Source organism: Megasphaera sp. MJR8396C (assembly GCF_001546855.1).
Classification (GTDB): Bacteria; Bacillota; Negativicutes; order Veillonellales; family Megasphaeraceae; genus Megasphaera.
The window spans coordinates 12438-24892 of sequence record NZ_KQ958212.1 but is presented as its reverse complement, the minus strand read 5'-3'; the positions used below and the strand labels follow the sequence as shown (position 1 = coordinate 24892).

13 protein-coding genes and 1 riboswitch are annotated in these 12455 nt (G+C 55.8%); of the genes, 3 read left to right on the top strand and 10 right to left on the bottom strand.

The features are described from left to right. Window positions 1-76: 76 nt before the first annotated feature. Together HMPREF3201_RS11260 and HMPREF3201_RS11255 are read right to left on the bottom strand one after the other, a co-directional pair. The gene (locus tag HMPREF3201_RS11260; protein WP_062413156.1) at window positions 77-544 is read right to left on the bottom strand and encodes a hypothetical protein; all 468 of its coding nucleotides are present in this window, start codon (window positions 542-544) and stop codon (window positions 77-79) included. A 94-nt stretch (window positions 545-638) separates the two neighbouring features. Continuing rightward, complete coding sequence (locus HMPREF3201_RS11255; RefSeq protein ID WP_062413155.1) at window positions 639-1325, bottom strand: TerC family protein; 687 nt, start codon at window positions 1323-1325, stop codon at window positions 639-641. A 284-nt stretch (window positions 1326-1609) separates the two neighbouring features. On the opposite strand from HMPREF3201_RS11255, the gene HMPREF3201_RS11250 reads away from it, so the two are divergent. From HMPREF3201_RS11250 to HMPREF3201_RS11240, 3 genes are all read left to right on the top strand, one after another. Beyond that, entirely contained in the window at window positions 1610-2482 is an 873-nt protein-coding gene (locus HMPREF3201_RS11250; RefSeq protein WP_062413154.1) for an NAD(P)-dependent oxidoreductase, read from the top strand. 45 nt (window positions 2483-2527) lie between these two features. Beyond that, complete coding sequence (locus tag HMPREF3201_RS11245) at window positions 2528-2968, top strand: MerR family transcriptional regulator (RefSeq protein WP_062413153.1); 441 nt, start codon at window positions 2528-2530, stop codon at window positions 2966-2968. Between the two features lie 66 nt (window positions 2969-3034). Next, window positions 3035-3478, top strand: a complete 444-nt coding sequence (locus tag HMPREF3201_RS11240; protein WP_062413152.1) for a GNAT family N-acetyltransferase — start codon at window positions 3035-3037, stop codon at window positions 3476-3478. Window positions 3479-3604: 126 nt separating this feature from the next. On the opposite strand, the gene cobM is transcribed toward HMPREF3201_RS11240, so the two are convergent. From cobM to HMPREF3201_RS11200, 8 genes are read right to left on the bottom strand one after another with little or no spacing between them, the layout of a single operon-like run. Further along, window positions 3605-4405, bottom strand: coding sequence for a precorrin-4 C(11)-methyltransferase (cobM, locus tag HMPREF3201_RS11235; RefSeq protein WP_062413151.1), 801 nt, complete (start codon window positions 4403-4405; stop codon window positions 3605-3607). Then, window positions 4402-5538 carry a cobalt-precorrin-5B (C(1))-methyltransferase CbiD gene (gene cbiD, locus HMPREF3201_RS11230; RefSeq protein ID WP_062413150.1) on the bottom strand — a complete coding sequence of 379 codons (1137 nt, stop codon included), beginning with the start codon at window positions 5536-5538 and terminating at the stop codon, window positions 4402-4404. The genes cobM and cbiD overlap by 4 nt, the downstream gene beginning before the upstream one ends. A gap of 25 nt (window positions 5539-5563) precedes the next feature. Further along, window positions 5564-6346: an ABC transporter ATP-binding protein gene (locus tag HMPREF3201_RS11225; protein ID WP_062413149.1), complete on the bottom strand. Its 783-nt coding sequence runs from the start codon at window positions 6344-6346 to the stop codon at window positions 5564-5566. 3 nt (window positions 6347-6349) lie between these two features. Beyond that, window positions 6350-7345: a FecCD family ABC transporter permease gene (locus HMPREF3201_RS11220; protein ID WP_062413148.1), complete on the bottom strand. Its 996-nt coding sequence runs from the start codon at window positions 7343-7345 to the stop codon at window positions 6350-6352. Beyond that, a complete protein-coding gene (locus tag HMPREF3201_RS11215; protein WP_062413147.1) occupies window positions 7338-8294 on the bottom strand; it encodes an ABC transporter substrate-binding protein in 957 nt (318 codons plus the stop codon). The genes HMPREF3201_RS11220 and HMPREF3201_RS11215 overlap by 8 nt, the downstream gene beginning before the upstream one ends. A gap of 15 nt (window positions 8295-8309) precedes the next feature. Then, window positions 8310-10736: a TonB-dependent receptor plug domain-containing protein gene (locus HMPREF3201_RS11210; protein ID WP_062413146.1), complete on the bottom strand. Its 2427-nt coding sequence runs from the start codon at window positions 10734-10736 to the stop codon at window positions 8310-8312. After that, window positions 10733-11146 carry an ExbD/TolR family protein gene (locus HMPREF3201_RS11205; protein ID WP_062413145.1) on the bottom strand — a complete coding sequence of 138 codons (414 nt, stop codon included), beginning with the start codon at window positions 11144-11146 and terminating at the stop codon, window positions 10733-10735. The genes HMPREF3201_RS11210 and HMPREF3201_RS11205 overlap by 4 nt, the downstream gene beginning before the upstream one ends. Window position 11147: 1 nt before the next feature. Next, on the bottom strand, window positions 11148-11762 hold the full coding sequence (locus tag HMPREF3201_RS11200) for a MotA/TolQ/ExbB proton channel family protein (protein WP_062413144.1): 615 nt from the start codon (window positions 11760-11762) through the stop codon (window positions 11148-11150). A 127-nt stretch (window positions 11763-11889) separates the two neighbouring features. Beyond that, window positions 11890-12068: riboswitch (cobalamin riboswitch) on the bottom strand. Between the last annotated feature and the right edge of the window lie 387 nt (window positions 12069-12455).

Below are 12455 nucleotides of genomic sequence, written 5' to 3'. Positions count from 1 at the left end.
TTTTATCATGCCTATTCGGCGCCAAAAAAAACACCAGCCCATCTGATTTTTGGGGCTGGTGTTTCTGTATCCGGGCTTACTTATCCAGTTTGCCGACTTTGATTTCTTCGACGCGGTTATTTTCGACTTCGATATCGATGCCGAGGTCCGACCGACCAGTGACGTAATAGATGTAGTGATCGTCCTTCACAGCATCGGGTTCGCCGTAGACAGCTTCTACGTCAGCGATATCCATGCCGACACGGACGCCGTCTGCCGTTTCCCAGCCATTATTGGCCGAGACTTCGATCTGGTGGACCCGATCGTATTTCAATGCGATGGAAACGGAGTTACCGTATTCATATTCCGAATCTTCCGTCGCCCGTTCCTTTTCCATGTGAACGTCGACCTTAGTCGGCATGCCATAGATGGAGCGAATGACCGAGCTTTCAGCATCGAAGGGAATGCCGCCGATGCGAAGGGCCGACTGAGGAACGGAGGCAAAGGATACGGCAGCTGCTGCCGTCAGGGCCATTGTCAGGCCAAAGATTTTCCATGTTTTCATGCTATTACCTCTTTTCATCTATAAATCGCAATTATTTAATAATTTAAAGTCATTGTAACACAGCCGCGGTGAGAAATCAAACGGACTGCTGTGCTTAGCCCTGGGCTTTAGCCGTCACATTGCGGCTCATGACCAAGCCAACGGCGATGACGCCCACAGCCAGGAAGATCTGGATGGCCAAGGGAGCCCAGGACCCGACGGAAGCCTGAATCATGGGGCCTAAGATCTTGTCGTGACCGATCATCGAGCCTGCCGTCCAGCCGAGGAGGCCGGCACCGGCGTAGAGGATGACCGGGAAGCGGTCCATGAGGCGGCCAATGATGGTGCTGCCGCCGACGATGATGGGGATACTGACTAAGAAGCCGATAGCGACCAAGAGGAAGCTGCCGTGAGACGCACCGGCAATGGCCAGGACGTTGTCGATACCCATGGCGGCATCGGCGATGATGATGGTCTTGATGGCTCCCATAAGGTTATCCGAGGCCTTGACCTCGTCGTGGTGTTCTTCCGGGACGAGGAGTTTTACGGCAATGGGCAGCAAAATCAGGCCGCCGATGACCTGCAGATACGGAATCGTAAGCAGCCAGACGGCGATGAAGGTCATGATCAGACGGATGATGACGGCCCCGGCCGTACCGATGAGGATGGCTTTTTTTCGCAGGGCCGGCGACAGCTTGTTGGCTGCCATGGCGATGACGACGGCATTGTCGCCGCCGAGGAGGATGTCCAATAAAATGATGGTCCCTAAGGCTGTGAAAAATTGCATTGATAAGAATTCCATAGTTTCTCCTACTTTCTCTGAATAAAACAAAAGAGACTTCCGCATGGTATCAGTCAAACTGGTATCATACGAAAGTCTCACCTATTGCGTCAGCAATGCTGCCACCAGCCGGTCATGACGGCACGATGTTGATGGACAGCTGAAAGGTTACTCCCCTTCGCTATTTAATTACGGGATAAGTATAGCAGAAGGGCACCTTTTCTGTCAAGATTCAGGACAGCCATATTTATATTAAAACTATTTATGCTATAATAAGAGCATGCATATCATTGGAGGTGTTACTTATGAATACAACAACCATCGGATTTATTGGAACGGGCGTCATGGGAACGGGCATGATCCGCAATTTACTCAAAGCAGGCTTCCCGGTCAACATCTATACGCGTACCAAAAGCAAGGCGGACGCCCTCATTTCGGAAGGATGCCAGTGGTTTGAATCACCGTCGGCCGTCGCCGCAGCGTCGGACGTCGTCATTTCCATCGTCGGCTATCCGAAAGACGTCGAAGAAGTTTATTTAGGCGATAACGGTATCTTGAAGGGGAAAAAAGGCGGCACGGTCATCGACATGACGACGTCGAGCCCGTCTCTTGCCAAAGAAATTTACCACAAAGCCAAATCCCTTGGCATCGACGCCCTCGATGCGCCCGTCTCTGGCGGTGACGTCGGCGCGAAAAATGGGACCCTGGCCATCATGGTCGGCGGCGATGAAGATGCCTTTAAGGCCATGAACGCCGTCTTTTCGGCCATGGGGAAGACCTTGACTTACTTTGGCCCGGCCGGCAGCGGCCAATACGCCAAGATGAGCAACCAGATCGCCATTGCGTCCAACATGATGGGCGTCTGCGAGGCCATTGCCTACGCCCAAAAGAGCGGCCTCGATCCGGAAAAGGTCATCGCGACCCTCTCGTCCGGTGCAGCCGGTTCCTGGTCCCTGGCCAATCTGGCGCCGCGGATGGTAAAAGGCGACACGGCCCCCGGTTTTTACATCAAGCACTTCATTAAAGACATGCGCATCGCCCTCGAATCGGCAGCCGAAATGAAGCTCGACCTGCCGGGACTGACCCTGGCCAAGAAGCTCTACGATAAACTGGCTGCCGACGGCATGGAAGACTGCGGCACCCAGGCTCTCTTCCAGTGGTACGCCAATCAGAAATAAACGCCCTTTCTAACCGAAAGGCATCTTAAGGAGGTGACCGCTGTCATGGCAGCTGCATCAAAAAAACTCTATGCCATGAAAGAAGCCTGTGAACAGACGGGCCTTCCCTACGAAACGTTAAAATACTACTGCAACACCGGCCTTGTGCCCAACGTCAAGCGGTTGGACAACAACCGCCGCGTCTTCGACGACCACGACATCGCCTGGATCAAAAGCCTGACCTGCCTGAAAAAGTGCGGCATGACCATCGAAGAAATGAAACAGTACCTGGCCTACTGCCTGCAAGGGCCCGATTCCATTCCCGTCCGCAAGATCATGCTCGATAAGAAGCGGTCCCTCTTACAGGAAAAGCTGCAGGAAATCCAAGAATCCATCGACTATATCGACTGGAAACAGAATTTCTACGACGAAGTCACGTCAGGCAAACGGGTCTACACCAGTGACCTCCTGCCGGAATATAACGACGACGATCCCGGCGACGAATAGCGCCGTCCCTAGCTGCGAACGACCGGGCTGACACCGAATCCGGCCGGCCTCATGAGGAGAAAACCATTGAATATCATCGAAATCCAAGAACGAACCCCAGAATTGACAGAAAAACTGCTGGCCATCTGGGAAAGCGCCGTCCGGGCGACCCATCTCTTTTTATCCCCCAGCGCCATTGAAGCCATCAAAGCCTTCGTCCCCCAAGCTTTGGCCGTCGTACCGCGGCTGATCATCGCCGAAGACGACAGCGGCAGTCCCTTAGGATTTTTGGGAATTGACGACCAAAAGGTGGAAATGCTTTTCGTCGCTGATGAATACCGCAGCCGCGGCATCGGCTCGGCCCTCCTCGGCTACGGCATCGAACAGTACGGCGTCAACGACCTGGCCGTCAATGAGCAGAATCCCTTAGCCAAGGGCTTTTACGAACACTTAGGATTTATCGTCTACAAACGGACGGAATTCGACGAACAGGGAAATGCCTACCCCCTGCTCTATATGAAGCGGTCCTAACGATTGCCATCGCCCCAAAACAGACATGACCTCCTACGCTTAGCCTTACCAGCTAACCTTAGGAGGTCATTTTTTATGGGATTTCAAGCGAAAAGTTGCCGTCGCACTATATTTAGTTTCTTACCGCTATCGATGGTCGTCCGTTTTAAAATGGTCGCCGTACTGCTGGGTATCGGGCTCGGCCTTGCGGCAGGCGTGGGTAAAGGCCGGATGGTACAGAAGGCTTCGGTCGTACGGGCCTTCGAGGACCTTGCCGACGACGATGAGGGCCGTCTTAGAAATGCCGTTCTGCCGGGCCGTTTCGGCCAGCGTCGCTACCGTGCAGGGATAGATTTTTTCATCAGGCCAGGACGCTTTATAGACGATGGCAGCTGGCGTATCGCTGTCGTAGCCGCCGTCCATCAGTTCTTTTTGCAGGCCTTCCGTAAGCGAGGCGCTGAGGAAGATGACCATCGTCGCCTGATGAGCGGCGTAGTCAGCGATTTTCTGGCCGTCGGGAACGGGCGTCCGCCCTTCCATACGGGTGATGATGACCGACTGGCTGATGCTCGGCAAGGTGTATTCGGCCTTTAAAGCTGCAGCGGCACCGCAGAAGGAGCTGACGCCGGGGACGACGTCATAGGCAATATTCTTTTCAGCGAGGATGTCCATCTGTTCGCGGATGGCGCCGTAGACCGAGGGATCGCCCGTGTGCAGGCGGACCGTCATCCAGCCCAGTTTTTCGGCCGTTTCCATGGCGGCGATGACGTCCTCTAAGGTCATGGACGCACTGTCTAAGATGACGCAGTCTTTCTTGGCATAAGATAATAATTCCGGATTTACCAACGAACCTGCATAAATAATCTGGTCGGCCTGTTCCAGCAGCGTCTTGCCGCGGACGGTAATGAGGTCGACAGCACCGGGACCGGCGCCGACAAAATGTATCATCGAACTTCCCCCTTCTGATGGACGGCCAATAAGTCTTTGGCCTGTGATGTATAACCCAGGACGCCGTAGACGTTAGAAAAGACGACGGCTCCAGTACGGATGGCACCGTGAGTACGGGCTTCCATATAGTGTTCTATTTTTTGGCAGACGGCTTCCATGACCGGCGTCAGAAGATGGGCCTCATCTAAGAGGCGGACGGCTTCATCCGTCGTCAGGCTGTCGTAAATCTGATGGGCCAACTCGCGGGATGCACCAGCAAAGACGGCTTCTAAGGCCAGCAGCGTCGTCCGTCCGTCGGCATAACGGGAATGGGTATTCATAATGCCTTGGGCGACTTTAATCAATTTCCCGATATGACCGATGAGGAGGACGTCGGAGAAATCCTTATAGACGGCGTAGTCCAGCATTTCACCGACGTAGTTGCTGATGGTCACCCGCTGGCTGACGTCGATGCCCAGTGTATCACGGCTGAAGTCGACGCCGTAGTTGCCAAAAAAGGCCAGGAGATGCGTTTTCCCGGCAGCTCTTCGCGAGTCCATTTCGGTATGGATGGTGTCGACCAGAGCCTGTTCACTCATGGGATCGACGATGCCCGACGTCCCTAAAACAGACAAGCCGCCGACGATGCCAAGGCGGGGATTAAAAGTCTTTTGCGCCAAGATTTCACCACCGGGAATGGACAAGGTCAGCTTGAGGCCGCCGTCGTAGCCGCATGCCTTAGCCGCTGCCTGAAGGGCTTCTTCGATCATGCGCCGCGGCACGGGGTTGATGGCCCATTCGCCAACGGCACAGGCAAGGCCCGGTTTCGTCACCTTGCCGATGCCGGGACCGCCGGAGATCACATAGCCCTGCTCTATTTTTTCGACGGTGGCAAAGACCAGGATGCCGTCGGTAATGTCGGGATCGTCGCCGCTTTCCTTACGGATAGCGCAGGTCACCGTCCCCGGTCCGAAAGAGATCTCTTCGGGCTGCAAGTGGAGCACCTCGCCTTTGGGCGTCGTAAGGGCCACGGCGTCGACGCGCTTTCCCGTCAGGACCATGACCGCCGCCGCTTTGGCTGCCGCCGCCGCACAAGAACCGGTCGTATAACCGCAGCGAAGTTTCTTTCCGTCTTTAATGGTAAATAAGTCCATGCCTCTCTCCTTTCAAGGCCCGCCGTCACGGCAGGGCGTCTGTGGGCACGATGAAGGGCCGGCCGTCTTTGGTGGCGACGACTTCAGCCTCGATGTCAAAGACGTCGCGCAGCATGGCCGGCGTCAGTATATCGTGAGGCGCTCCCGTCGAAACGATGGCTCCTTCTTTCATGATAATGACGTCATCAGCATATTGATAAGCCTGATTCATGTCGTGGAGGACGATGACGATGGTCTTCTTCCAAGTTTCATTGATGTCCCGGAGGAGCTTTAAAATCCGCAGCTGGTGGCGGACGTCAAGATAGGTCGTCGGCTCATCGAGTAAGAGGATGGGCGCATCCTGAGCGAGGAGCACGGCCAGCCAGGCCCGCTGCTGCTCGCCGCCGGAGAGGTGCTGCATGGCCCTTTTTTCATAGCCCGCAAGGCCTACGGCGTCGATGGCACGGGCGACGGCGTCCCGATCATCTTTGGTCAGCGGCGACAGAAGCCTGCGGTAGGGAAACCGTCCCATGGCTACCAAATCGGCAACGGGTACGTCATTGGGCAAATCGTGACTCTGGGTCAAGAAGGCGATTTCCCGGGATAAGGCCTTTCGCGAAAAGGAATGGACGTCGCGGCCGGAAAGCTCGATGGAGCCGCCGGCGATGGGAATCATGCAGTTCACGGCCTTGAGGAAGGTGCTCTTGCCGCAGCCATTGGGACCGATGACGGCCGTGATGTTCCCCTTCGAAAGGGATGCCGTCATATCGTGGAGGATGGTCTTCCCACCCCGCTCGACGACGAGATTTTTGATGGTAATGGCATCCACGGCTCACACTTCCTTTCGCAGGAGAAATAAGAAGAAGGGCGCACCTAAGGAGGCGATGATGATACCCACGGGAAGCTCAGCCGGCGCCAGTAGGAGCCGGGCTGCCGTATCGCTCAAGGTGACCGTCGCCGCCCCAAAGAGGGCTGCCCCGGGAATGATATAGCGGTAGTCGGTGCCGACTAAGAGGCGCACCATGTGCGGCACGATGAGGCCGACGAAGCCTAAGAGGCCGGCGACACTGACGGCACTGGCCGCGAGGAGGGCTGCTACGGCCGTAAGTCCCAGACGAGCCATTTCGACGTTGAGGCCCAGGCTGCGGGCCATGTCTTCCCCGAGTTGGAGAAGGTTCAAATAGTAAGCGCCGATAAAGGCCAGGATAAAGCCGACGGCGGCATACGGCGCAATGACGAAGACGTCTTTCCAGCTGCTGGCCGCCAGGCCCCCGACCATCCACAAGAGAGCGCCGTGGACGCGGTCGCTGTAAAAGACGAGGATGCCGGAAATGATGGCCCCTAAGAAGGCCGACACGGCGACGCCGGCTAAGATGATGCGCACGACCTTGATGCCGTCCTTCCATGCCAAGAGGTAAATCGCCCCGGCTGCGGCCATGGCGCCGACGAAGGAAACGGGCGTCATCAAAAAGGCGTACGACGGGACGACGATGAGGACGATGAGTCCGAAGAGGCCGGCCCCGGACGAGATGCCGATGATGTGCGGATCGGCCAGAGGATTTCGCATGACGGCCTGTAAAATGGCGCCTGACAGGGCCAGATTAGCCCCGACCAGGGCACCGGTCAAGGTCCGGGGCAGGCGGATGTTCCAGATGATCTGATCCGCCGTCCCCCCACCGGGCTGCCACAGGCTGCGGATGACGTCCGACGCCGTAATGGCCGCCGCCCCCTGCATGACCGACAGCAAGAGGCCGAGAGCCGCCAAGACGGCGAAGACGATGAGCATGAACCAGCGCCAGCCGGCTCGATCCCGCCGCAGCTTATTCATGAGGCGCCACTCCCGGATAGACTAAGTTTGCCATATAGCCGACGGCCTTGGGATAATCGAGGCCGGGGTTGAGCAGGAAGTAGCGTTCGGGCAGGACGTAGAAGCGGCCCGACTGGACGGCTTTTAAAGAGGACCAGGCCGAATTGCTTTCGATATCGCTCTTGACGCGCTTTTCGATCTTGTCCGACGATCCCATGGAGGTCAGGAAGATGACGTCGGGATTGGCTTCGACGAGGCTTTCCATACTGTAAGGAATGCGGTTGTTGTCGCCGCCAGCCGCAGAAGATGCCACGACGTTCTGCAAGTGGAGCAATTCAGCGATGCCGCCGGCAATGCTGGTCGGCAGTTCCAGGGACACGGCACTAGGCGTGGCATGGATGATGGCAATGCGCTGGCCATCCTTCGGCACGGTATCGGTGATAGCCTTGATTTCCGTATCGAGTTTGTCATCGACGGCCTTGGCCTGATCTTCTTTGCCGTAGACCTGGCCCATGATGTCCAGGTTGTGCTTGACGTCATCATAAGTCTTGGTGCGCAGCAAGATGACGGGAATGCCGCTGTCTTCGAGCTGGGCCGCCAATTTTTCATGGTGGTCCGTACTGCCGATGACGACGTCAGGCTGAAGGGCCGTCACTTTTTCCAGGCTGACGCTGTAAACCGGGCCCACATCGGGCACGTCTTTATATTTTTCCGGAAGGGCTGCATCTTCGGACTTGACGGCAGCCCGGCCGACGAGGGTCCCGTCGAGGGCATCGGCAAAGTTTAAGAGCGACGTCGACAAGACGACGACGCGCTGCGGTTTCTGAGGCAGGGTGACGGTCTTGCCCCTATCGTCGGTGATGACGGCATAATTTCCATCGGACGCGCCTTGCTGATTCGTCCCTTGAGGACCGCAGCCGGCGAGGAGGAACAGACAAAGGACGATGAGACATAAGCCAAATTTTTTCACAGGAAAGGCCCCTTTCTAAAACTTCTGACGAATCCCGACCTGCCAGTTCCGGCCGGCAGCAGGATAATTATGGTATAAATCGTAGCTGGCGTTGTTGATATTGGCCACTTTGACATAAACAGTCGTATTTTCATCGGGCGAATAAGACGCGCTGCCATTCCAGACGACGTAGGAATTGTTGCTGTAATAGGTATCATTACGCCCCGTACCGGCCGTCACATCGACGTTGGCCTGCCATTTGCCCTGATGGTAATGGAGACCGGCCCGGTAGCCGTTGGGCTGGTTATACGTTTCGTCGTAGGAAAGGCCTTCGCCTTCATCGACTTTGGTATGGATGTAGGAATAGCCCAATTCATAATCCCATTTTTCATTGATCGTCTGTTTGAGGGACAATTCAAAGCCCCGTTTATCTTCTTCATTGAGGTTTTGCGGTTCCCTGGGCGTTACGTCCCGATTCCAGCGGATGACGTTCTCTAAGTCGCTGTGGAAGACGCTGCCTTCAAGGAGGGTCTTGGGCCCCATGCGGTACTGGAATCCCAGGGTCTGGGTGTAGCCTTCTTCAGGTTTCAGATTTTCATTACCGATGGAGGTGATCTTACCGCGAGACGTCACCAGGTAGAACTGGTCATTGAGGCGCGGCGGCGAAAAGACGCGGCTCCACGAAGCGTAGACGTTGAAGTCGTCGTTGGCCTTATAGTTCATGGCCAACCGCGGCGTCTGATGAGTACCGTAAGTGCTGTTATCATCGATGCGAAGACCCGGCGTCACCGTCAATTTGCCAAAATTCATGGCATCTTCGGTATAGAGGGCCGTATTGTGACGTCGCTTGTCGATGTAGTTAGCCTCGTAGTTGGTCCCCATATCTTCCGTCCATTCGGCACCGGCCGTGATGTGATGGCGGCCGACCTGCCAGTTGTTCTGCCATTCAAACCCCTGGGTACGGGTAAAGTAATGGTTGGTCCAATAGGTCCGTTGATAGTCGTTAAAATAGCGGAAGAAACCGGGCTGAGCCTGATTTTTCTTAAAATTATAGGTCAGGCTGTAATTATTGATGAGCCGCTCGATGGGCTTATTGGCACTGAGATACCAACCCGAGAGGCGCTCTTTTTGAAGCTCCTTGGGAAGCGACGTCGAATAGGAACCGAGGAAGGTCGAACCGTGGCCGTGATAAGTCTGATGATAGGCCTTGAAGGTCAACGACGTGTCGTCGGTCAAATCCTGATCGAGGCGAAGGGATAAGGACTCTTTGGCAATATCGCCGCGGGACTTGTCGGCATTGATGCCGTTCGGGAAGGCGTAATACTGGCGCCGTTCCATGTCGCCGCTGATGAGCCAGCTGGTCTTGCCCGACCGGCCGCTGTTGGTCAGCGTATAGCCGTGCATGCCCCACGAGCCGGTGTAGGCGTCGAGGGACGACTCGTTGCGGTCGCCTTTTTTGGTGACGATATTGATGACGCCGCCGACGGCCCCGCTGCCGTAACGGACGGAACCGCTGCCCTTGGTGACTTCGATGTGATCGATAGCACCGACGCCGGGAAGGTTGGCCAAATCGACGCTCCCCCGCCCGTAGCCGGCCCCCTGGGCGTTGGCCAGACTCTGACCGTCGACGAGGATCAAGACCCGGTCGTCGCCGTTTAATTTGACGTAAGACGAAATGCCCGGCACCATGTCATTGATGCTGACGCCGGATACGCGCTGCAAGGCTTCCTGGACCGACGAGTCGTGGTGTTCGTCCATCTCCTTGGCGGTAATAATGGTCGTATTTGATTGGCGAGCCTCCACCGGTGGAATGGAGGGTTCTTTCGGTTCATTTACTTGGGCTTCCGATAACTTATTAGGGAGTAGTGCCTTGACGCTGTCGAGGAAATCGGCAACCCCGTCGGGAACGTGGATGTTTCCCGATGGTGCCATGGGATCATTCGTCCCGGGACCGGCTGCCCGCCTGCCGGAAGGGCCGGTCTTACCGGTATTGCTTGCCGTTCCGGAAGTGTTGGTCTGGCCCGAGGTCTTCGCTTGATCGGCGGCCTTTTCCGGTCCCGCATCCTGCACCCGGTTCGACGTTCCCTTTTCATCGGAAGATTCCGGCTGCGATTCCCGTTGAGCTGCGGCGTAGGTAAGGGCGCCGGGCGTCGGAGGTGTCACCTCACTGGCTGGCGTCACGTCCGGCGTCGGAGCCTTTTCAGGCGTCGAAGCGACCGTTTCTCGTTGGTCATAATCACCGCCGCCATCGCGGCTGACGGCATCGGTCCCATCGGCATCGCTTCCGCCGGCACCGGCCATGTCGCCGCTATTATAAATCATGACGTCGGTCACATTGGGCTGACGCGAGTAGTGTTGAAGCACCGTAAAGAAGCCGCCCGCTGCCAAGCCTAAATAGACGGCGGCGTGAAGGGATACGGAAAATCCGGCGGCAATGCGGCCTTTCTTCTTCCCCCACCTCATGGCTGGGCCCCACTATCCGCGACGAGCCCGATGCGGGTGACGCCGACTTTCTTAAAGGCATCGAGGACGGCCATGACCTTGCCGTAATCGACGGCTTTATCGGCATAGAGGATGACGCTGAAGGATTTGTCTTCGGCCTGCCGGGCCCGTGCCGAAGCCATGAGAGCCTCGCGGTCGACGGCATTGCCATTGAGCCACAGCGTTCCGTCCGTCTTCAAAGTGACGGCATACTGGGACGACGGCGCTTCGCTGGCATCGGCCGCCACCGGCAGCTGGACGCCCAAACTATGCATATCCACCATGGATAAAGACGACATCATGAAGAAGACCAAGAGGAAAAACATGATGTCGATCATGGGGATGATCATGATCGAGGGCTTTTCAAAATCGCGTAATTGACGTAGGCGCATGTTACTGCCCTTCTTTCTGGTCCATCGTTTCCAACGCCGAGAAACAAAGCTCCATATCGGTAATGATGCGATCGAGGCGCTGGGTAAAATAAGAATGGATGACCAAGGCCAAAATAGCGACGCAGAGGCCAAAAGCCGTGGCGATGAGGGCTTCGCCGATACCGCCGGTAATGGCAATGGCCTGACCGGACTGGACGTTAAAGATACTGAACGAGCGGATCATGCCGCTGATCGTCCCGAGGAGCCCCAAGAGCGGCGCCAAGGTGACGATGACGCTCAAATAATAGAGATGACTGCGAAGGCGGGAGATAAAAATCCCCGACTGCATTTCGATAAAGGCCTTCCATTCGGCGCCCCCCTGACCTTCAAAGACGTCGTTTAAAATGAGGGGCAGACCACCGTTGCTGTCGGCTGCCAGCTGTTTGGCCTGAGCCGCCTTGTGGAACTTCATGTACGTATAAAACTTATTGGCAAAAGCCTTGCCGGCATCCATCTGGGCGAAAAAGATGGCCCGTTCAATGCCGATATACACCGCAAAGAGCGAGCAGGCCAATAAGAGATACATGACCGGACCGCCTTGCTGAAATAACTGAAAACCGTGAATGATTGCTTCCATCGTAAGTATTATCCCCTTCCTGTAGCACACCTGCGGGAGAAGGACATACAAAGATAAAGGGACCGTCGTATAGACGACAGTCCCCGAATATGCTCCGTACAATCTCCTTCCCATCGCTCGCAGGTCTATCGGTGATTATCCGTCAGGCAGTTCTTCTGGCTTGGTTTCATGGCCAAAGCTGCGCCTTCCCATACAAAAGTACAGTGACATCCTTGCAGCCTGGCTCCACCTTACAGCGGCGGGACCGCGCCGGCGTTGAACCGGCTTCTCTATTAAGTCTGTGACACCTGACCTATTACTTATATTATATCGTTCTTACTATAGCATGAGAAACAGATGACTGTCAACGAAAGGCGGAACGAGAAGAAAAGTTGAAAAATAAGAAAAAAAGCGCCGTTGCAAGATAAGATTTAATGCAGGCCCTCTTTATAATGCGACTACAAATAAGACGCCAGATCCTAAGTCTGGCGCGTTTCAATTCATGCACCCACGAAGGGTGCGACAATGGGATGCGGTCGAAAGGCTGATTTCCACCTCGTTTCAATCCACGCACCCCGAAGGGTGCGACATACACTACACCGCGGACCCATCGAAATGATCGGTTTCAATCCACGCACCCACGAAGGGTACGACCAGATTCCGGCGGTCTCCGGATACTTTCCAAAACGTTTCAATCCACGCACCCATGAAGGG